The sequence below is a fragment of the Streptomyces zhihengii genome (assembly GCF_016919245.1).
In the GTDB taxonomy this organism is placed as follows: Bacteria; Actinomycetota; Actinomycetes; order Streptomycetales; family Streptomycetaceae; genus Streptomyces; species Streptomyces zhihengii.
Genome location: NZ_JAFEJA010000001.1, coordinates 4,067,425 through 4,087,385 on the forward strand (window position 1 = coordinate 4,067,425; position 19,961 = coordinate 4,087,385).

Annotated in this window: 17 protein-coding genes; 10 read left to right on the forward strand and 7 right to left on the reverse strand. The window is 72.7% G+C overall.

The window, feature by feature from the left end:
* Positions 1 to 64 precede the first annotated feature (64 nt).
* Positions 65 to 559: an LURP-one-related/scramblase family protein gene (locus JE024_RS17005; RefSeq protein ID WP_205374407.1), complete on the forward strand. Its 495-nt coding sequence runs from the start codon at positions 65 to 67 to the stop codon at positions 557 to 559.
* A gap of 10 nt (positions 560 to 569) precedes the next feature.
* Here the strand turns inward: JE024_RS17005 and JE024_RS17010 are convergent, their stop codons facing one another.
* On the reverse strand, positions 570 to 1,376 hold the full coding sequence (locus tag JE024_RS17010) for a carbon-nitrogen family hydrolase (RefSeq protein WP_205374408.1): 807 nt from the start codon (positions 1,374 to 1,376) through the stop codon (positions 570 to 572).
* A 166-nt stretch (positions 1,377 to 1,542) separates the two neighbouring features.
* On the opposite strand from JE024_RS17010, the gene JE024_RS17015 reads away from it, so the two are divergent.
* Positions 1,543 to 2,367 carry a maleylpyruvate isomerase family mycothiol-dependent enzyme gene (locus tag JE024_RS17015; RefSeq protein WP_205374409.1) on the forward strand — a complete coding sequence of 275 codons (825 nt, stop codon included), beginning with the start codon at positions 1,543 to 1,545 and terminating at the stop codon, positions 2,365 to 2,367.
* A 168-nt stretch (positions 2,368 to 2,535) separates the two neighbouring features.
* Here the strand turns inward: JE024_RS17015 and JE024_RS17020 are convergent, their stop codons facing one another.
* The 5 genes from JE024_RS17020 to pdhA all read right to left on the reverse strand — a co-directional run bounded on the left by JE024_RS17020 (position 2,536) and on the right by pdhA (position 8,222).
* Positions 2,536 to 3,843 carry an MFS transporter gene (locus JE024_RS17020; RefSeq protein ID WP_205374410.1) on the reverse strand — a complete coding sequence of 436 codons (1,308 nt, stop codon included), beginning with the start codon at positions 3,841 to 3,843 and terminating at the stop codon, positions 2,536 to 2,538.
* Positions 3,840 to 4,514 (reverse strand): GntR family transcriptional regulator, encoded by a 675-nt coding sequence (locus JE024_RS17025; RefSeq protein WP_205374411.1) that lies wholly within the window; start codon positions 4,512 to 4,514, stop codon positions 3,840 to 3,842. Before JE024_RS17025 ends, JE024_RS17020 begins: the two co-directional genes overlap by 4 nt.
* A 160-nt stretch (positions 4,515 to 4,674) precedes the next feature.
* Entirely contained in the window at positions 4,675 to 6,075 is a 1,401-nt protein-coding gene (locus tag JE024_RS17030; RefSeq protein ID WP_205374412.1) for a dihydrolipoamide acetyltransferase family protein, read from the reverse strand.
* A gap of 14 nt (positions 6,076 to 6,089) precedes the next feature.
* Complete coding sequence (locus JE024_RS17035) at positions 6,090 to 7,070, reverse strand: alpha-ketoacid dehydrogenase subunit beta (RefSeq protein ID WP_205374413.1); 981 nt, start codon at positions 7,068 to 7,070, stop codon at positions 6,090 to 6,092.
* A 3-nt stretch (positions 7,071 to 7,073) separates the two neighbouring features.
* Positions 7,074 to 8,222: a pyruvate dehydrogenase (acetyl-transferring) E1 component subunit alpha gene (gene pdhA / locus JE024_RS17040; protein WP_205374414.1), complete on the reverse strand. Its 1,149-nt coding sequence runs from the start codon at positions 8,220 to 8,222 to the stop codon at positions 7,074 to 7,076.
* A 328-nt stretch (positions 8,223 to 8,550) separates the two neighbouring features.
* On the opposite strand from pdhA, the gene JE024_RS17045 reads away from it, so the two are divergent.
* The 3 genes from JE024_RS17045 (at position 8,551) to JE024_RS17055 (ending at position 10,959) form a co-directional block, all read left to right on the forward strand.
* Positions 8,551 to 9,222 (forward strand): response regulator, encoded by a 672-nt coding sequence (locus JE024_RS17045; protein ID WP_280521561.1) that lies wholly within the window; start codon positions 8,551 to 8,553, stop codon positions 9,220 to 9,222.
* A 291-nt stretch (positions 9,223 to 9,513) separates the two neighbouring features.
* Positions 9,514 to 9,915: a pyridoxamine 5'-phosphate oxidase family protein gene (locus JE024_RS17050; protein WP_205374416.1), complete on the forward strand. Its 402-nt coding sequence runs from the start codon at positions 9,514 to 9,516 to the stop codon at positions 9,913 to 9,915.
* Between the two features lie 30 nt (positions 9,916 to 9,945).
* A complete protein-coding gene (locus JE024_RS17055; protein ID WP_205374417.1) occupies positions 9,946 to 10,959 on the forward strand; it encodes a phosphotransferase in 1,014 nt (337 codons plus the stop codon).
* Positions 10,960 to 10,999: 40 nt separating this feature from the next.
* On the opposite strand, the gene JE024_RS17060 is transcribed toward JE024_RS17055, so the two are convergent.
* Positions 11,000 to 12,532, reverse strand: coding sequence for a protein kinase domain-containing protein (locus JE024_RS17060; RefSeq protein WP_205374418.1), 1,533 nt, complete (start codon positions 12,530 to 12,532; stop codon positions 11,000 to 11,002).
* Positions 12,533 to 12,839: 307 nt separating this feature from the next.
* Between JE024_RS17060 and JE024_RS17065 the strand changes: the two genes are divergently transcribed.
* From JE024_RS17065 to JE024_RS17085, 5 genes are all read left to right on the forward strand, one after another.
* Positions 12,840 to 14,459, forward strand: a complete 1,620-nt coding sequence (locus JE024_RS17065; RefSeq protein WP_205374419.1) for a protein kinase domain-containing protein — start codon at positions 12,840 to 12,842, stop codon at positions 14,457 to 14,459.
* Positions 14,460 to 14,630: 171 nt separating this feature from the next.
* A complete protein-coding gene (locus JE024_RS17070; protein ID WP_244882917.1) occupies positions 14,631 to 15,221 on the forward strand; it encodes a hypothetical protein in 591 nt (196 codons plus the stop codon).
* 85 nt (positions 15,222 to 15,306) lie between these two features.
* Positions 15,307 to 15,945 (forward strand): PadR family transcriptional regulator, encoded by a 639-nt coding sequence (locus JE024_RS17075; protein ID WP_205374420.1) that lies wholly within the window; start codon positions 15,307 to 15,309, stop codon positions 15,943 to 15,945.
* Positions 15,946 to 16,266: 321 nt separating this feature from the next.
* Positions 16,267 to 17,037, forward strand: a complete 771-nt coding sequence (locus JE024_RS17080) for an ABC transporter ATP-binding protein (protein ID WP_205374421.1) — start codon at positions 16,267 to 16,269, stop codon at positions 17,035 to 17,037.
* Positions 17,034 to 19,895 carry an ABC transporter permease gene (locus tag JE024_RS17085; RefSeq protein WP_205374422.1) on the forward strand — a complete coding sequence of 954 codons (2,862 nt, stop codon included), beginning with the start codon at positions 17,034 to 17,036 and terminating at the stop codon, positions 19,893 to 19,895. Before JE024_RS17080 ends, JE024_RS17085 begins: the two co-directional genes overlap by 4 nt.
* Positions 19,896 to 19,961 lie beyond the last annotated feature (66 nt).

A 19,961-nucleotide genomic window follows, 5' to 3' on the forward strand; every position in this document is an offset into this window, starting at 1 on the left:
CGCGATCTTCACCTCTTCGGGTAACACGAACGCTCCCCCGCCGCCCACCGGGTATGCGACCCCCATGAAATACCTGGTACGCGACAAGATCTTCGCCATCGGTGACGACTACTGGATCGAGGACGAGCACGGGCGGCACGCCTTTCTCGTCGACGGGAAGGCGCTGCGGCTGCGGGACACGCTGGAGCTGAAGGATCCCAGCGGGTTCGTGCTGGTGACGTTGCGGCAGAAGCTGTTCAGCCTGCGCGGGGCGATGACCGTCGAGCAGGAGGGGAAGCCGCTGGCGACCATCCGGCGCAAGCGGCTGTCCCTGCTGCGGAACCACTTCCGGGTCAGCCTCGCCGAGGGGACGGAGCTCGATGTGAGCGGACGGATCCTGGACCGGGAGTTCGTCGTGGAGTACGAGGGCGAACTCCTGGCCCACATCTCGCGGCGGTGGCTGACACTCCGGGACACCTACGGCGTGGACGTGGTCCGCGAGGACGCCGACGCCGCGCTGCTCATCGCCGTCGCGGTGTGCGTGATCAGGATGGCGGAGCGGGAACGCGAGGAGGACTGAGCCGCCGGGCTCAGTCCCGCGGCCGTTCCGGGACCGGCAGCCCCAGCCGCCGGTCCTTCAGCGCCGGGAAGACCTCGCGGGTGGACTCCACCTTCGCGGGGTCGAGGTCCACGGTGAGCACCTCCTCGCCGGGGCCGGCCTCCGCGAGGGTCTCGCCCCAGGGGTCGACGACGATGCTGTGCCCGGCCTGCTCCACTCCGGCGTGCGTCCCCGCGGTGCCGCAGGCCAGGACGTACGCCTGGTTCTCGACGGCGCGGGCGCGGGCCAGCAGGGTCCAGTGGTCGCGCCGGCGGGCCGGCCAGCCCGCCGGGATCACCAGCGCCTGCGCGCCCGCGTCGGTGAGCCCCCGGAAGAGTTCGGGGAAGCGCAGGTCGTAGCAGGTGGCGAGGCCGAGGGTGAGCCCGCCGGGGACGGGGACCGTGACGAGGTCGCGGCCGGCGCCCATCATGACCGCCTCGCCCTTGTCGAAGCCGAAGCGGTGGATCTTGCGGTAGGCGGCGGCGAGCCCGCCCGTGGGGGAGATGACCAGGGACGTGTTGTAGAGGGTGCCGTCGGCGGCCTTCTCGACGACGGAGCCGGCGTGCAGCCACACCCCGGCGTCCTTCGCCGCCTCGGCCATCACCTGGAAGGTCGGCCCGTCCGGCTTCTCGGCCTCGTCCTCGAACTGCTGGTACGCGAAGGCCCCGACGGGCCACAGCTCGGGGAGGACCACCAGGTCCGCACCCCTCTGCGCGCGCACCAGGGAGGCGACGCGACGCCGGCGGGAGTCCACCGATTCATCCGGTTCTACCGAGATCTGCACGAGGGAGGCGCGCACACTACCACCGTCCTGGCATTCGAGTCGTCAACACGGCCTACGATCGTCACACGAAAGCACTGCCGGGGTGCCTTCCGGCAGCGTACTGTGCCTATCCGGGGGCCACCCCCGGACCCCACCAGCGCTGCCAGTCCAGTTTGCCCGCGTACGACCGCCGAGGGGTCCCGTGACCGTCCATCCCAGCCTGCAGAACTACGCCGATGCCTGGACCCACGCAGTCGAAGCGATAGCCGAGCTGGTGCAGCCGCTCGTCGAGGGCGAGTGGAACCGTGCCACACCGTGCCCGGGCTGGTCGGTGCGCGACATCGTCTCGCATGTCATCGGCATGGAGTGCGAGATGCTCGGCGACCCCCGCCCCATCCACTCGCTGCCCCGTGATCTCTACCACGTCCAGAGCGAGTTCGCCCGGTACATGGAGATGCAGGTCGACGTGCGCCGGCACCACACCGCGCCGGAGATGACCTCCGAGCTGGAGTACGTGCTGATCCGCCGGGCCCGTCAGCTCCGCAACGAGAGCCGGACGCCGGACACGGCGGTCCGCGCCCCGCTGGGCACCGAGCAGACCCTGGAAGTCGCCTACCGCAAGCGCGCGTTCGACACCTGGGTGCACGAGCAGGACCTGCGGGTGGCGCTCAACGCGCCCGGCAACCTCGACTCCCCGGGCGCCTACGTCGCCCGTGACTTCCTGATCGAGGCGCTGCCGAAGGTCGTCGCCAAGGACGCGGGCGCCCCCGCGCAGTCGGCGGTCGTCTTCGACGTGAGCGGTCCCGTCGAGTTCCTGCGGACGGTCCGGGTGGACGCGGAGGGCCGCGGCACGGTGGACGGTTCGCCGTCGCTGGGCCCGCTGGTGACGCTGGCCACCGACTGGGAGACGTTCTACCGGCTGGCCTGCGGCCGGGTCCGGCCCGCCGCGGTGGCGGACCGGGTCAAGGTGGACGGCGACACGGAGCTGGCCGAGGCGATCCTGCGGGTGCTGGCGGTCACCCCGTAGCGACCCGGCGGCCGAGGCCCCGGGCCCTCACGCCCGGTACCCCGCACGTTCGACGCCCCCGCACCTCGCACGTTCGACGCCCCCGCGCCGGGTGCGCATGACCGGGATCCCCGCGCCGGGTGCGCGCACGGCCGGATCCTCACGCCGGTGCGCGAACGGCCGGGATTCTCACGCCGGTACGTGCACGGCCTCCACACGGCTCGCGACCAGGCGCTCCCGCTCCCGGCGCGCGGTGCGGGAGCGCAGCCGCAGGATCTGGGTGACGCCGAGCGCCTGGAGGACGAAGACGGACGTGAAGGCGATCCGGTAGTTGTCGCCCGTCGCGTCCAGCAGGACGCCGACCGCGAACAGCGTGGTCATCGAGGCGACGAAGCCGCCCATGTTGACGATGCCGGACGCGGTGCCCTGCCGCTCGGGCGGGTTGGCCGGGCGGGCGAAGTCGAAGCCGATCATCGACGCGGGGCCGCATGCCCCGAGGACGGCGCACAGGGTGATCAGCAGCCACATCGGCGCCTCGTCGCCCGGGTAGGCGATGGTCGCGGCCCACAGCAGCGCGCTCGCGCCGATGGTGCCGAGCGCCAGCGGCGCGCGGGCGGCGTGGTGGCGGGCGATGATCTGGCCGTAGACGAGGCCGACGACCATGTTGGAGGCCACCACGAGGGTCAGCAGCGCGCCGGCGGTCTCGCGGGTGAGGTGCTGTGCCTCGACGAGGAAGGGCATCCCCCAGAGCAGCAGGAACACCATCGCGGGGAACTGGGTGGTGAAGTGCACCCACATCCCCAGCCGGGTGCCGGGTTCGCGCCAGGACGCGGCGATCTGACGCCGCACGAAGGCCGTGCCCCGGTGGTGCACGGGAGGCGGCTCGTGGCCCTCGGGATGGTCCTTGAGGAAGAGCACCAGCAGGACGAGGACGACCAGTCCCGCGGCGGAGCTGCCGGCGAACGTCGCGGTCCATCCGAGGCCGTGCAGCATGCGGGCGATCAGCAGCGTGGAGACCAGGTTGCCCGCCATGCCGAACAGGGCGGCGACCTGGGCCACCAGGGGGCCCTTGCGCACCGGGAACCAGCGGGCGCCGAGGCGCAGCACGCTGATGAAGGTCATGGCGTCGCCGCAGCCGAGCAGGGCCCGGGAGGCGAGCGCCATGCCGTAGGAGGGCGACAGCGCGAAGCCGAGCTGGCCGACGGTGAACAGTACGACGCCGAGGGTGAGGACCTTCTTGGTGCCGAGCCGGTCGACCATCAGCCCGACGGGTATCTGCATGCCCGCGTAGACGAGGAGCTGGAGGATGGAGAAGGTGGACAGGGCCGAGGCGTTGACGTCGAAGCGGTCGGCGGCGTCCAGTCCGGCGACCCCGAGCGAGGTCCGGAAGATGACGGCGACGAAGTAGACGGCGACGCCGATGCCCCAGATCGCGGCGGCCCGCCGGCCGCCGGGGGGATCGCCGGGCAGCGAGACCCCGTGGGAGGAGGCGCTCACCGGTCCTCACCGCGGACCAGGTCCTTGACCCGGCCGAGGTGGCGGCGCACGCAGCCGGCCGCGCCGTCGGCGTCGCCGGCCCGGATCCGGTCGAGGATCTCGCCGTGCTCCGCGTAGTTGCGGGTCACCCGGTCGGGGAGGGCCTGCATGATGGCGACGCCCATGCGGAGCTGGCGGTCGCGCAGTTGGTCGTAGAGCTTGGAGAGGATCTCGTTCCCGGCGTGGCGGACGATCTCGGCGTGGAAGCAGCGGTCGCTGACGGCGAAGGCGGCCAGGTCGCCCGCGTCGAGGTGGCGGCGCTGCTCGTCGAGCAGTTCCTCCAGCCGGGCGATCAGCCGGGCGGGGGCGGGCACGGCCTTGCGGACGGCGAACTCCTCGACCAGCAGCCGGGTTTCCACCACGTCCGCGATCTCCTGCGCGGAGACGGCGAGCACCAGGGCGCCCTTCTTGGGGTAGAGCTTGATCAGCCCCTCGACCTCCAGCTTGAGCAGCGCCTCCCGGACCGGGGTGCGCGAGACGCCCACGGCGTCGGCCAGTTCGCCCTCGGTGAGCAGGGTGCCGCCCTCGTACTCGCGGTCGAGCACGGCCTGCTTGATGTGCGCGTAGACGCGTTCGGCGGCGGGTGGCTGCTTGGTGGGAGCGGTGGCCGGGGCAGGGGCTGGAGCAGGCATGCACACAGCATAGATACAACAGACTTCAACCAGAAAGCCCCGTCCGCGATGCGGACGGGGCTCTCCGGCAGCGGTGCTCTCCCGCCGGAGCGGGAGACCACCGGACGCTCAAGAGGCCCGGGCCTCCCGGCGTTTCACGTGAAACAGGACAGGGCGGACGTCACGCCCAGGTGATCAGCCGCTTGGGCTGCTCCAGGACCGCCGCCACATCGGCGAGGACCTTGGAGCCCAGCTCGCCGTCGACCAGGCGGTGGTCGAAGGAGAGCGCGAGCGTGGTGACCTGCCGCGGCTTGACCTTGCCCTTGTGGACCCACGGCTGGAGCTTGATCGCACCGACCGCGAGGATGGCGGACTCGCCCGGGTTGAGGATGGGCGTGCCCGTGTCGACGCCGAAGACGCCGACATTGGTGATGGTCACCGTGCCGCCCTGCATCGCCGCCGGGGTGGTCTTGCCCTCGCGGGCGGTGGCGACCAGGTCGCCGAGCGCGGCGGCCAGTTCGGGCAGGGTCTTGTCGTGCGCGTCCTTGATGTTCGGCACGATCAGACCGCGCGGGGTGGCCGCGGCGATGCCCAGGTTCACATAGTGCTTCTGGACGATCTCCTGGGCGGCCTCGTCCCAGGACGCGTTGATCCCCGGGTTGCGCTTGATGGCGACCAGCAGGGCCTTGGCGATCAGCAGCAGCGGGTTGACCCGCAGCCCCGCCATGTCCTTGTCGGCCTTCAGCTCCTCGACGAGCTTCATGGTGCGGGTCACGTCGAGGGTGACGAACTCGGTGACGTGCGGCGCGGTGAACGCGCTGCCCACCATCGCCGCCGCCGTCGCCTTGCGCACGCCCTTGATCGGGACGCGGGTCTCGCGGGCGCCGGGCGCGACGGGCTCGGCCGCCACCGCCACCGGCACCGCGGCGGGCGCGGGCTCCGCGGCCGCCGGCGCGGGAGCCGGGGCCGCCGCTGCGTGGACGTCCTCCCGGGTGATGATCCCGTCGGGACCGGTCGGCGTCACCGTGGCCAGGTCGATGCCCAGGTCCTTGGCGAGCTTGCGGACCGGCGGCTTCGCCAGCGGACGGGTGTCCGCCGCGGTGCCGTGGCCGTTCATCTCGGCCTGGATCGCGACGGCGGCCTGCTCCGGCACGGCGGCCGTCTGCTTGCGCGGCCGGCGCTTGGTGGAGGACTCGGCGACGCCGTAGCCGACGAGCACGGGCTGACGGCCCTTCGGCTTCTCCTCCTCCTCGACGGCGGGCGCGGGCTCCGCGGCGGCCACGGGCTCGGGGGCCGGGGCCTGGTCGGCGGGGGCCGACCCGGGCGCCACGTCGATCGTGATGATCGACGTGCCGACGTCCACGGTGGTCCCCTCCTCGAAGCGGAGCTCGTGGACGACGCCGTCGTACGGGATCGGCAGCTCGACGGCCGCCTTCGCCGTCTCGACCTCGCACACGACCTGGCCGTCGGTGACGGTGTCACCGGGCTGGACGTACCACTTGAGGATCTCGGCCTCGGTGAGTCCCTCGCCCACGTCGGGCATCTTGAACTCGCGGAAACGCAGGGAAGTGTCTGCGGTCATGGTCACGGCACCCCTCAGTACGCGAGCGAGCGGTCGACGGCGTCCAGCACCCGGTCCAGTCCCGGAAGGTACTCCTCCTCCAGGCGGGCCGGCGGGTACGGGGCATGGAATCCGCCGACCCTGAGCACCGGGGCCTCCAGGTGGTAGAAGCAGCGCTCGGTGATGCGCGCCGCGACCTCCGCACCGGAGCCGTAGAAGACCGGGGCCTCGTGCACCACGACCAGCCGCCGGGTCTTCTCGACCGAGGTCTGGATGGTGTCGAAGTCGATCGGCGACATCGACCGGAGGTCCACGACCTCGATCGACTTGCCCTCCTCCTGGGCGGCCGCGGCGGCCTCCAGGCAGACCTTCACCATCGGGCCGTAGGCCGCCAGGGTGAGGTCGGCGCCCTCCCGGGCGACGCGCGCCGTGTGCAGGGGGCCGGGGATGGCCTCGGTGTCGACCTCGCCCTTGTCCCAGTAGCGGCGCTTCGGCTCGAAGAAGATCACCGGGTCGTCGCTCTGGATGGCCTGCTGGAGCATCCAGTAGGCGTCGGAGGCGTTGGAGGGGGAGACCACCTTGAGGCCCGCGACATGCGCGAAGAGCGCCTCGGGGGACTCGGAGTGGTGCTCGACCGCGCCGATGCCGCCGCCGTAGGGGATGCGCACGACGACGGGCAGCTTGATCTTGCCGAGCGCCCTGGCGTGCATCTTGGCGAGCTGGGTGACGATCTGGTCGTACGCCGGGAAGACGAACCCGTCGAACTGGATCTCCACCACGGGCCGGTAGCCGCGCAGCGCCAGACCGATCGCGGTGCCGACGATGCCGGACTCGGCCAGCGGGGTGTCGATGACCCGGTCCTCGCCGAAGTCCTTCTGGAGGCCGTCGGTGATACGGAAGACGCCGCCGAGCTTGCCGACGTCCTCACCCATGATCAGGACCTTGGGGTCCGTCTCCAGGGCCTTGCGCAGCGACTCGTTGAGCGCCTTGGCGAGAGGGAGTTTCTGTGCGGCCATGGCTTACTTGCCCTCCTCGGCGAACGACGCCTGGTAGGCGGCGAACTCGGCGCGCTCCTCGTCGACGAGCGCGTGGCCGTCGGCGTAGATGTGGTCGAACATCGCCATGTCCTCGGGGTCGGGCATGGCCCGCACGGCCTCGCGCACGCGCTTGGCGAGGGCGTCGCTCTCCTCGTCCAGGGCGGTGAAGAAGGCGGCGTCCGCGTGGCCCTCGTTCTCCAGGTAGGTGCGCAGGCGCTGGATCGGGTCCTTCGCCTCCCACGCCTGCCGCTCGTCGTCGTGGCGGTACTTGGTGGGGTCGTCCGAGGTGGTGTGGGCGCCCATCCGGTAGGTGAACGCCTCGACCAGGGTCGGGCCCTCGCCGCGGCGGGCGCGCTCCAGCGCCGACCGGGTCACGGCCAGGCAGGCGAGCACGTCGTTGCCGTCGACGCGGACGCCGGGGAAGCCGAAGCCCTGCGCGCGCTGGTAGAGCGGCACCCGGGTCTGCTTCTCGGTGGGCTCGGAGATCGCCCACTGGTTGTTCTGGCAGAAGAACACGACCGGGGCGTTGTAGACCGCGGAGAAGGTGAAGGACTCGGCCACGTCGCCCTGGCTGGAGGCGCCGTCGCCGAAGTACGCGATCACGGCGGAGTCCGCGCCGTCCTTGGCCACGCCCATCGCGTAGCCGGTGGCGTGCAGCGTCTGCGAGCCGATGACGATCGTGTACAGGTGGAAGTTGTTGGTGCTCGGGTCCCAGCCGCCGTGGTTCACGCCGCGGAACATGCCGAGCAGGTTCGTCGGGTCGACCCCGCGGCACCAGGCGACGCCGTGCTCGCGGTAGGTCGGGAAGACGTAGTCGTCGTCGCGCAGGGCGCGTCCCGAGCCGATCTGGGCGGCCTCCTGGCCGAGCAGCGAGGCCCACAGGCCGAGTTCGCCCTGGCGCTGGAGGGCGGTGGCCTCCCCGTCGAAGCGGCGGGTCAGCACCATGTCCCGGTACAGCCCGCGCAGCTCGTCCGCGCTCAGGTCGATGGCGTATTCCGGATGCTCGACGCGGACGCCCTCGGGCGTCAGCAGCTGTACGAGCTGGGGCTCGGAACTCTGTGGCTTTCCGGCTGCGCTTGCGCGCTTGCTGCTGCGTCGCGGTTTGCGCGCGGCAGTGCTCTCCACGGTCACGTGCGTGCTCCTCCGTCGGTCCGGCCCCCGGGGTCCGCCGGTGAGGCCAGTGCGGCTCGCCCGATGTCCGGTCCGCGCACGGGGTGTGTGCGGCAGGCCGGACGTCAGGCGTGACAGGTGCCCCGGCGAACACCCTGTCATAGGCACGTTACCCAGTGGGGAGCATTACTGCGAAACCCCATTTGACCTGCGATTTTGCTTGGATTTCCAAGTAAATCGAGAGATAGGGGAACAACCACTGGTCACAGCCCTGCGGGCCGCCGGAACAGGGGGCACGTTATATGGCGCACCCCGGGCACGGGAAGAGTCGATGTGTGAGACTGCCCGCGTGCGCGAAGAAGGAAAAATCACCGTATTCCTGGTCGACGACCACGAGGTAGTGCGCCGCGGCGTCCATGAGCTGCTCTCCGGGGAGGCCGACATCGAGGTCGTCGGCGAGGCGGGTACGGCGGCAGACGCCCTGGTCAGGATCGTGGCGACCGCCCCGGACGTGGCCGTCCTCGACGTCCGGCTGCCCGACGGGAGCGGGGTGGAGGTGTGCCGCGAGATCCGTTCGCAGAACGAGAACATCGCGTGCCTGATGCTCACCTCCTTCGCCGACGACGAGGCGCTCTTCGACGCGATCATGGCGGGTGCCTCGGGCTACGTCCTGAAGGCGATCCGGGGCAACGAGCTGCTGACCGCGGTACGGGACGTCGCCGCCGGCAGGTCGCTGCTGGACCCGGTGGCCACCGCGCGTGTCCTGGAGCGCCTGCGGGACGGCAACAAGCCCCGCGGCGACGACCTCCTGGCCCATCTGACCGACCAGGAGCGGCGGATCCTGGACCTGATCGGCGAGGGGCTGACGAACCGGGCCATCGGCGAGCGGCTGCATCTCGCCGAGAAGACCATCAAGAACTACGTCTCCAGCCTGCTCTCCAAGCTGGGCATGGAGCGCCGCTCGCAGGCGGCGGCCTATGTGGCGCGACGCCAGGTGGAGCGCGAGCGCGACGGGGCCTGAGCGGCGGGGCGGGGCGGGGCCCGAGCACCGGGCCGCGGCGGGGGCCGGCGCGGGGCGGCGAAGGCCTGAACACCGGGCGCGAGGGGCTGACGCGGGGCGGCGACGGGGCCCGGCGCGGGGGCCGCGAGGGCCCGGCGTCAGCGGAGGCACCCCGCGCGGCATCACCCGTTCGGGCGGCGCGCGGCGGCCCCGCGCACGCCGCCGGGAGCGGTGTGCGGGACTTTCGGCCCGGCCGGGATCGGGTCGGGATGCCCTTCTGCCGACCCCTCCCGGTGGCGGACAGTGGAGGTCATGTCCACCGACGAACGCCGTGCCATCGAGCTGCTCACCCGGGTCTGCTACGGGCGACTGGCCACCAGCATGCGCGCGATGCCCTTCGTCGCGCCCGCCCGCCACATCGTGGCCGGCGGCACCGTGCTGCTGCGTATGCACGGCGGATTCGACTACCACCACGCCTGCAACGGCAGCGTGGTGGCCTACGGGGCCGACAATCTGAACACCGGCGCGGCGGCCCTCTGGTCGGTGCAGTTCACCGGTACCGCCCGGATCGCGGAGCCGACCGAGGAGCAGGTGCGGGAGTTCGGCGCCCGCCCGCACCGGATCGACGGCCAGGACTTCCGGCCGGTCTACCTCCGCATCGACCCGCACTTCGTGACCGTGCACACCATGGACTATTTCGAAGAGCATCCATGACGACACGCTGAGTGATCTAACATCTGACAGGTGCCGCGCTCATCTGTTAATGATCCGCCCCTTGTTCCGCTGCTGCGTCGCTACCCGGACGTGGGCGAACCGCTTTCCTGCCGTCCGGTCGCCCTGGGGCTCCTGAACCGCGGTTACCGCCTCGCCACCACCCGCGGGGCCTACTTCCTCAAGCACCATCTCGACGGCGACCACGACGCCATCGCCCGCCAGCACCGGGCCACCCGCCGCCTCCACGCCCTCGGGGTGCCCGTCGCCCCGCCGGTGGAGGACACCGCCGGGTCGACCGTCGCCGTCATCGGCGGCCGCTGCTACGCGCTCCACCCGTGGATCGACGGTCGCCACCGCGACGGGGCACAGCTCACCGCCGGCCAGTCCCGGCGCCTCGGCTCGCTGCTCGGCACGGTGCACACCCGCCTCGCCCAGGTCATGGACCCGGCCGAGCGGCCCGAGGGCCCCGACGCGTACGCCGGCGCGGATCCCGAGGAGACCTTCACCCTGATCGAGTCCCTGCTGCGGCTGGCCCGCGCCGCCAGGCCCCGCGACTCCTTCGACACCCTCGCCGAGCACCGGCTGCTGCAACGCCGCGCCCTGCTGGAGGAACACGCGGACCGGCGCCCGCCACCGGGCCGGGCGGGCGGCTGGGTGCACGGCGACTTCCACCCGCTGAACCTGCTCTACCGGGGCGCGGAACCGGCCGCGATCGTCGACTGGGACCGGCTCGGCGTGCAGCCCCGGGCGGAGGAGGCGGTGCGGGCGGCGGCCATCTTCTTCGTCCAGCCCGCGGGGCAGCTCGACCTGCCGAAGGTGCGGGCCTACGCGCGGGCCTACCGCCGGGCGGCCGGAGCGGACGCGGCGGAGATGGCCGCCGCGGCCCACCGGGTGTGGTGGGAACGCCTCAACGACTTCTGGATACTGCGCTGGCGCTACGAGCTCGACGACCGAAGGGCCGACCCGCAGTTTCCCGCGGTGTCGGCCCTGGTGGTCTGGTGGACCCGCGAGTACGACGCCGTGCGCGACGCGTTCGCGGGCTGAGCGGCCGGCCCTCGGGGCCGGCGCGGATCCGCGCGGCCGGTCAGCCCGCGTCCGGGTCGCCCGACGAGCCGGCGGTGCCGCCCGCCGAACCGCCGCCGGGAGGACCGCTCGTCTCGGCGGGCGGGTCCGAGGGCTCGGACGGCTGGGAGGTCTCCGGCGGGTCGCTCGGCTCGGTCGGCTTGGTGGCCGTCGGCCTGTCCGAGGGCGAGGGCGTGATGCTGGGCGTGAACGACGGCGTCGACGACGGGGTCCAGGACGGCTGGTCGTCACCGCCCGTGCCGGTGCCCGGGTCCTCGGAGGGCTCGGTGGCGTCGTCCGACGGCTCGGGCGCGTCCTCGCTCTGCGTCGGCGACGGGGAGACGGACGGCTTGTCCGAAGGTGTGCCGCCGGGGCTGCCCGCCCGGTCCAGCGCGAAGGCGATGCCCGCGACGACCGCGATCACGGCGAGCGCGGCCATCAGCCACATCCTGCCCCGGCCGGACCGCCCGCCGCCGCCGTGGCCGCCGTCGTAGGCGCCGTCGTGCGGGTTGACCGGGGGCAGGATCGGGCCCTGGGAGGTCTCGCCGTGGACGGGGTGGACGGCGGTCGCGCCGGTCATCCCCGCCGGGGGCGTCCCGCCGGTGTCGTAGACGTCCACCGGACCGGTGCTCCACACGCCGGTGTGGCCGCCCTGCTGCTGCAGCATCTGCAGGGCGTACTGGACCAGCCCGCGCATCTCCTCGGCGCTCTGGAAACGGTCGTCCGGGTCCTTGGCGAGCGAGCGCATCACCAGCCCGTCGAGCTCCGGGGGCACCGCGTGGGAGACCTCGGACGGCGGGACGGGGATGTCCTGGACGTGCTGGTAGACGACCGAGAGCGGCGTCTCACCGGTGAACGGGGGCCGCAGCGCGAGCAGTTCGTAGAGCAGGCAGCCCGTCGCGTACAGGTCGGACCGGTGGTCGACGGCCTTGCCGAGCGCCTGCTCGGGGGAGAGGTACTGGGGCGTGCCCATGACCATGCCGGTCTGCGTCATGGTCGACTGCGCGCCGTGCAGGGCACGGGCGATGCCGAAGTCCATCACCTTCACGGCACCGGAGTTGGTGATGATGACGTTGGCCGGCTTGATGTCACGGTGCACGATGCCGTGCTGGTGCGAGTAGGCGAGCGCCTCCAGCACACCGGAGACGATGATCAGCGCCTGCTCGGGCGGCGGCGCCTCGGCGTTGAGCAGCAGATCCCGGATCGTGCGGCCCTCGACGAGCTCCATCACGATGTAGGGGACGGTCTGGCTGCCGACGACGTCCTCGCCGGAGTCGTAGACGGCGACCACCGCGTGGTGGTTGAGCCCGGCGACCGACTGGGCCTCACGCGTGAACCGGGCCTTGGACACCGGGTCCTCGGCGAGGTCCGCGCGCAGCAGCTTGACCGCGACGGTACGGCCGAGCCGTACGTCCTCCGCCGCGAACACCTCGGCCATGCCGCCGCGTCCGAGGCGGTGCGTCAGCCGGTAGCGGCCGTCGCCGACCAGACCGCCGGCGCCCCAGTTCTCCGACGACTCCGGCACACCGCCGCCTGCTTCGGATTCGGGTGCCATCAGTCCTCGCCGTCGTATCTGTCCGCGTGCGTACCGCGCGCCGCGGGGTGAGCCATGCCCTCGGGGTCCTGTGTCACGTCACGCTACAGCCTTCACGCGGCCTGCCGGATTCGAAGGAGACCGGCCATCAAACCCGTACGCGCGCACCCCGCGCAAATTCCATGCTGTTCCTGTAACGCTTCTGGGACGGTTGCTGTGCGTACGGTCACGGAACGGGCACCTGGCTTGACGTGTCGGTGCCCTGGGGCAGACTTGGGCCGTAAATCCGGATCGGCCGCGGTCAGCGCGCGCACAGGGGGATGCACGAATGAGCCACGACGGCGCACAGGGCCGCTATGCCGGCGGTTCCGTCGCAGGCGGCCGGTACCAGCTCCGGGACCTGCTCGGCGAAGGCGGTATGGCCTCGGTGTACCTGGCGTACGACAGTGCGCTGGACCGCCAGGTCGCCATCAAGACCCTCCACACGGAGCTGGGGCGCGAGCAGTCCTTCCGGGAGCGTTTCCGCCGCGAGGCGCAGGCCGTCGCCAAGCTCTCGCACACCAACATCGTCTCGGTCTTCGACACCGGCGAGGACGAGCTCGACGGCGCGCTGATGCCGTACATCGTCATGGAGTACGTGGAGGGCCGCCCGCTCGGCTCGGTGCTCGCCGAGGACATCCAGCACTACGGCGCGATGCCCGCGGACAAGGCGCTGAAGGTGACGGCCGACGTGCTGGCCGCGCTGGAGACCAGCCACGAGATGGGCCTGGTCCACCGCGACATCAAGCCCGGCAACGTGATGATGACCAAGCGCGGCGTCGTCAAGGTCATGGACTTCGGCATCGCGCGCGCCATGCAGTCCGGTGTCACCTCGATGACGCAGACCGGCATGGTCGTCGGCACCCCGCAGTACCTGTCGCCCGAGCAGGCCCTCGGCCGCGGTGTGGACGCCCGCTCCGACCTGTACTCGGTCGGCATCATGCTCTTCCAGCTCCTCACCGGCCGGCTCCCGTTCGACGCAGACTCGCCGCTGGCCATCGCGTACGCGCATGTGCAGGAGGAGCCGGTCGCCCCGTCGTCCATCAACCGCTCCGTCACCCCCGCGATGGACGCGCTGGTCGCCCGCGCCCTCAAGAAGAACCCGAACGAGCGGTTCCCCAGCGCCGCCGCGATGCGCGACGAGTGCGCGCGGGTGGCCGGCGCGGGGCAGACGGGCGCGCCCGTCATCATCGGCGGCGCCTCCCCGGCGAACAGCGGCTCCGGGGTCGGCTCGGCCGTCTTCCCGCCGCTCGACTCCATGCCCCCGGGGCCGCAGAGCCTCCAGACGCCCTACCAGCCGGGTCCGTACGGGGCGCCCACGCCCGCCCCGGCGCCGCACTACGGCTACCCGACGCCCGCCCCGGCGTACCAGGCGCCCGGTCCGGTCGCGCAGACCCCGCCGCCGTACACGATGTCGCCCTCGACGGCCTCGCATCACGGTGGCGGCGGTGGCGGCGGCGGGAAGCGGAACATGCCGGTGATCGTCGGCTCCATCGCGGTGGCGCTGCTCGCCATCGGCGGCCTGATCACCGTGATCTCCATGAAGGGCGACGACAAGAAGGAAGCGGGCGGCGGGGGCGGCAGCGGCGACCCGACGACCAGCGAGTCGCAGCAGGCCGACTTCAAGGGCCCGGAGCGCAACCGGACGATCGACAAGACGAAGTGCTCCGACGCCTCCGAGGGCTACGACGACCCCTCCAAGGTGCAGGCGCCGGACTTCGTCTACAAGGACATCCTGTCGGTCAAGGAGTGCGCGGCGACCAAGGGCTGGAAGATCAACGTCAAGGAAGTGCCCAACGCCCAGTGGGGCAAGGACATCGTGATCACCCAGTTCCCGGGCGCCGACGTGGAGGTCTCCGAGGACAACGCGACCTTCGACCTCGAGATCTCCACCGGCTATTCGGAGTAGTCCCGCACGCGGGCACCGCTTCCCGTGGCACGGCCCGGCACGCACCCGCGTGCCGGGCCGGCGCGCGTTCCCGGCCCCGGGCGCCCGTACGTAATGCCGGTTCCGCCCCGCTGTGTGAGTCTTGGTCCGTTGCTCGGCTTCGTTGCGGCTCGGTACGGGAGGGGCCCTCCGGTGACTCCACACCTCCATGCGCGGTGCGCGCTGACCCTCGCCTCACTGCTGCTCCTCTCGGCCCCCCTCGCCCCCGCGGCGTACGCGGAGGAGCACACGGGCAGCCCCCGCCCCTCGCCGAGCACGGCCGCGCCGTCCCCCTCCGCGTCGCCCTCGCTGGCGGGGCGCCAGGCCGGCGAGGGCCGCCCGCGCCCCGGCCGGTCGCTGACGGCCGCGCCGACGGGTCCCGACGGCAGCGCCGAGCCCTCCGCCCGCCGGCCGGACGACGCCTCCCCGCGGACGTCCGCACGCCCGTCCCGGCCCGCCGCCCGTCCTCCGCTGGAGGCGTCGGACGCCGCGCGCAGCGACGAGGCGGAGGAGGACGCCCCTCTCGCGGACGACGAGGCGCCCGCGGGCGAGACGCCGCCCTCCTCGGCGGGCGCGGTGCCGCCGTCGGCACCGGCGAGCGGCCGGGCGACCGCCTCCGACCAGGGGGATCAGGCACTTCCGGCCCCGGTGGCGCACCAGATCTCACCGCTGTCGCTGGGCGTCGGGCTGGCCCTGATGGGCCTCGGTGTGGGCTTCCTGGGCATCCGGCTGCGCCGCCGCTGAGAGCGGCGTCCTCCTTGAGACGGACCCGGCAGGTCCGTCGGCAGACGGTTCCCACGACCCGGCATACCCGGTATACATACTGAGTATGTCCATCCGTCACGGGCTTCTCGCCCTCCTCGAACCGGGTGCGCGGTACGGCTCGCAGCTTCGCTCCGAGTTCGAGTCGCGCACCGGTGCCACCTGGCCGCTGAACGTCGGCCAGGTCTACACGACCCTCAACCGCCTGGAACGTGACGGCATGGTCACCCAGGACGGGGAGGACGAGGCCGGGCACGCGCTGTACGCCATCACCGAGCAGGGCCGGACCGAGCTGAGGAACTGGTTCGCCACCCCGGTGGACCGCAGCAGCCCGCCCCGCGACGAACTGGCCATCAAGCTCGCCATGGCGGTGGGCACGCCCGGCGTGGACATCCGCCAGGTCATCCAGTCCCAGCGCCATCACACCGTGAAGGCCATGCAGGACTACACCCGGCTCAAGTCGCAGGCGCTCGCCTCCATCGAGAGCGGCGGGTCGACCGAGCGCGACGACGTGGCGTGGCTGCTGGTGCTGGAGCAGCTCATCTTCCAGACCGAGGCCGAGGCGCGCTGGCTCGACCACTGCGAGGTGCGTCTGATCCGGCTCTCCGCGGCCACCGGGCGGACCGCCGCGACCGCCCGGCCGGCGTCCGGGGAGCAGCCCACCGCCCCGGCGGCGACGGGCCCGTCCGGGCGGTCCCGGGCGTGACCGGCAGCGCCCGTCCCACCTGGGCCGGGGCCTTCGGCCGCCGGCCCGGCGGCCCTCCGGGGCCGCGGCTCCCGATCCGGCTCTGACCCGCGTCCCGCGCGCTGGGACGGCGCACCGGCCCCGGCGCACAAGGCCCCGGGCCCGGTGGTGCGGCGCGCCGGACGCCACCCGCGGCCGAGGCCGCGACGCCGCCTGGGAGGCGGCAGCCGCCCGTCGGGGCCGCACCGGCCCGTGACGGGCGCCGCGGGCCCGGCGACAGACCTTCCAGACCTCGCGCACCCGCTCGTGCGCACGCATCCGCTCCAAGGGGGGAACCCACCCATGTCCGAACACCCGTCACCACAGTCACAGCAGCAACACCAGTCCCAGCAGCCCGTGCTCCAGCTCAAGGAGCTCACCCGTGTCCACGGCAGCGGCGCCACCGAGGTGCACGCGCTGCGCGGGATCAACCTCGACGTCTTCCCGGGGGAACTCGTCGCCGTCATGGGCCCGTCCGGCTCCGGCAAGTCCACGCTCCTCACCATCGCCGGCGGCCTCGACACCCCCAGCTCCGGGCAGGTGATCGTCGAGAACACCGACATCACCGCCGCCGACCGCAAGACCCTCGCCGCGCTGCGCCGCCGCAGCATCGGCTACGTCTTCCAGGACTACAACCTCATCCCCGCCCTCACCGCGGCGGAGAACATCGCCCTCCCCCGGGAGCTGGACGGCACCTCGGCCCGCAAGGCGCGCACCGAGGCCGTGGCCGCGCTCGAGGAGATGGAGCTCGGGCACCTCGCCGACCGCTTCCCCGACGAGATGTCCGGCGGCCAGCAGCAGCGGGTCGCCATCGCCCGGGCCCTGGTGGGCGACCGCCGGCTCGTCCTCGCCGACGAGCCGACCGGCGCGCTCGACTCCGAGACCGGCGAATCGGTCCTGGCCCTGCTGCGGGCGCGCTGCGACGCGGGCGCCGCGGGCATCCTCGTCACCCATGAGCCGCGCTTCGCCGCCTGGGCCGACCGCGTGGTCTTCCTCCGCGACGGTGCCGTGGTCGACCAGACCGTACGCAGCGACGCCTCCTCGCTCCTCACCGGCCAGGCGGCCGAGCTGTGAGGACCTGGTACCACTCCTGGCGCGCCGCCATCCGGATCGCGCGCCGTGACGCATGGCGCTCCAAGGGCAGGAGTTTCCTGGTCCTGGCCATGATCGCGCTGCCCATCGTGGGCGTCAGCGCGGCGGACCTGACGGTGCGCAGCGCCGAGCTCTCCACCGAGCAGAGCGTCTCCCGCTCGCTCGGCACGGCGGACGCCCGGCTGACCGACCCGGGCATGGGCGGGGCCCCGGTGCTCCAGTCGCCCGACGGCAACAACTACGCGCCCGCCGAGGACTACGAGGACCAGCCCTTCCCGGACGGCGACACCGACCTCGCCAAGGCGCTGCCCGCGGGCGCGAAGGCCCTTGAGGACCGTCTCTCGCAGGCCAAGCTGCGCACCGCGCACGGGCTGCTGAGCACCGAGATCCGTGAGCTGAAGGCCACGGATCCGATGGTCGAGGGGATGATGCCGCTCGTCGGCGGACGCCTCCCGGAGAAGCCGGGCGAGGTCGCGGCGACCGCCCACTTCCTGGAGGAGAGCGGGCTGAGGATCGGCTCCGCGCTGAGCGCCCGCGGACTCGACCGCGAGTACACGGTCGTCGGCTCCTACGAGCTGCCCGGCGCCCTGGACACCAACCAGGTCAACGCCCTGCCCGGCGCGCTGATCGACCCGCTGGACAAGGCCCTGGTCGCCGACGGCATGCCCGGACTCTCGTCCGACACCACCCTGCTCGCGACCGCCCCCGGCGGTTTCACGTGGAACACCGTGCAGGAGATGAACGCCAAGGGCGCCGTCGTCGAATCGCGCGCCGTGGCCCTCGATCCGCCGGCCGAGTCCGAGGTCCCGCTCTACCAGAAGGAGGGCTGGGGCACCTGGGAGGAGAGCACCGCGGCCAAGGCGGCGGCGCTCGCGGCCGTCGGCACGGTCGTCGGCCTGGCGATGCTGGAGATCTGCCTGCTGGCCGGTCCCGCCTTCGCCGTGGGCGCGCGGCGCTCGCGCCGCCAGCTCGGTCTCGTCGGCGCCAACGGCGGCGACCGGCGCCACATCCGGGCCATCGTCCTGGCGGGCGGTCTGGTCATCGGAGTCGCCGCGGCCGTGGTCGGCACGGTGCTCGGTCTCGCCCTGACGTTCCTGCTCCAGCCGGTGCTGGAGGACGCGATGGGCAAGCGCTTCGGCCACTTCGACGTCCGGCCGCTGGAACTGCTCGGCATCGCGCTGCTCGCCGTGGTGACCGGCCTGCTGGCCGCGATCGTGCCCGCGATCACCTCGTCCCGGCAGTCCGTCCTGGCCTCGCTGACCGGCCGCCGCGGAGTACGCCGCAGCAGCAGGGTGCTGCCCGTCGTCGGCCTCGTCGCGGTGGCCGTCGGCGCGTCGATCGCCCTCTACGGATCGACGATGACGGACCAGTTCGCGATCGTCGCGGGCGGCAGCGCCATCGCCGAGCTGGGCATCGTCGCCCTGACCCCGGCGCTGGTGGGCCTGTTCGGCAAGTTCGGCCGTGTCCTGCCGCTCTCCCCGCGGCTCGCCCTGCGGGACGCGGTCCGCAACCGCGGGCGCACGGCGCCCGCCGTGGCCGCCGTGCTCGCGGCCGTCGCCGGCACCGTGGCCGTGGCCACCTACGCGGCGAGCGACGACGCGCAGCGGAGGGCCGACTACGTGGCGCAGCTTCCGCACGGCGCGGTGTCGGTCATGCTGCCCGAGGCCGGCGGCCGGGAGGCTCCGGCCGTACGGGAGACCGTGCAGCGGCTCATGCCCGTCGACGTACGCGCCGACGTGGACCGGATCAGCGTCGGCAGGGCCTCCTGCTCCCTGTGGGACGACGACAAGGACTGCGGCTACTACGAGGTCGTCGTCCCGAAGCCGAACGAGTGCCCGCTCAACCTCGTCGACCCGGCACGGCCGGAGGAGGACCCGGCGGCCCGGTTCACCAAGGAGGAGCGCCGCAAGCTCGCCGACGACTGGCGCTGCAAGAGCGGGCGCGGGCCCGGGATCATGACCGACGGCGGCCTGCTCGTCGGCGACGAGAAGCTGCTCACCGTGCTGGGCATCGACGACCCGCAGGCCGCCGCGGCCCTCGCGGCCGGCAAGCCCGTCTCCTTCGACCGGCGCCCGGTGGACACCGGAGGTGCCGTCTCGATCCGCCTGGTCACCGACCGGGACGCGGCGGAGAAGGCCGTCAACGCCGGCAAGGACGCCCCGGGCGAGATCAAGCGCCTCGACGTCCACCAGGTCACCGGCGAGCCGAACAGCTACGGCGTGGACCTGATCCTGCCGCCGGCCGCGGCGAAGGCCGCGGGCATGTCGACCGTTCCGTTCGGCGCGTACTACTCCACGGACACCATGCCGAGCAGCGAGCAGCGCCAGAAGCTGGACGGCGAGCTCGACAACACGGGCTCGGACGTCGACCTGGTCGTCGAGGAGGGGTACGTCAGCGAGAACAGCATCATCCTGCTGTCGCTGACCGTCTTCGCCGGCCTGATCACCATCGGCGCCGCCGGTATCGCGACGGGCCTGGCCCAGGCGGACGCCGAGGCGGATCTGAAGACGCTGGCGGCCGTCGGGGCCCCGCCGAGGGTCCGCAGGACACTCAGCGGCTTCCAGTGCGGTGTGGTGGCCCTGATGGGGGTGGTCCTCGGCTCGGCTGCGGGGGTGCTGCCGGCGATCGGGCTGCGGCTGACCGAGCGGCGTCAGCAGCACGACTGGTACCAGCAGGCCCTGGACCAGGGCTGGGGCCCCGGCGGCGTGCCGTTCGTCCCGGTCGTGGTGCCGTGGGCGACGCTGGCCGCGCTGCTGGTCGCCGTGCCGCTGGGCGCCGCCCTGCTGGCCGCCCTGGTCACCCGCTCCCGTGGGGCGCTGGCCCGCCGCGAGGCGAGCTGAGGGCCCAGGGGGACGGCCCCGGAGGCGTCACCGGCGGATTTGTGCCCCCGTGGAAGGGTGGATCAC

What these genes read in the sequence shown, in the direction of transcription:
- JE024_RS17005 (WP_205374407.1), top strand. Translation starts at nt 65, where the DNA reads ATGAAATACCTGGTACGCGACAAGATCTTCGCCATCGGTGACGACTAC.
- JE024_RS17035 (WP_205374413.1), bottom strand. Translation starts at nt 7,070, where the DNA reads ATGGCCGCACAGAAACTCCCTCTCGCCAAGGCGCTCAACGAGTCGCTG.
- JE024_RS17065 (WP_205374419.1), top strand. Translation starts at nt 12,840, where the DNA reads ATGAGCCACGACGGCGCACAGGGCCGCTATGCCGGCGGTTCCGTCGCA.
- JE024_RS17060 (WP_205374418.1), bottom strand. Translation starts at nt 12,532, where the DNA reads ATGGCACCCGAATCCGAAGCAGGCGGCGGTGTGCCGGAGTCGTCGGAG.
- JE024_RS17025 (WP_205374411.1), bottom strand. Translation starts at nt 4,514, where the DNA reads ATGCCTGCTCCAGCCCCTGCCCCGGCCACCGCTCCCACCAAGCAGCCA.
- JE024_RS17030 (WP_205374412.1), bottom strand. Translation starts at nt 6,075, where the DNA reads ATGACCGCAGACACTTCCCTGCGTTTCCGCGAGTTCAAGATGCCCGAC.
- JE024_RS17080 (WP_205374421.1), top strand. Translation starts at nt 16,267, where the DNA reads ATGTCCGAACACCCGTCACCACAGTCACAGCAGCAACACCAGTCCCAG.
- JE024_RS17050 (WP_205374416.1), top strand. Translation starts at nt 9,514, where the DNA reads ATGTCCACCGACGAACGCCGTGCCATCGAGCTGCTCACCCGGGTCTGC.
- JE024_RS17075 (WP_205374420.1), top strand. Translation starts at nt 15,307, where the DNA reads ATGTCCATCCGTCACGGGCTTCTCGCCCTCCTCGAACCGGGTGCGCGG.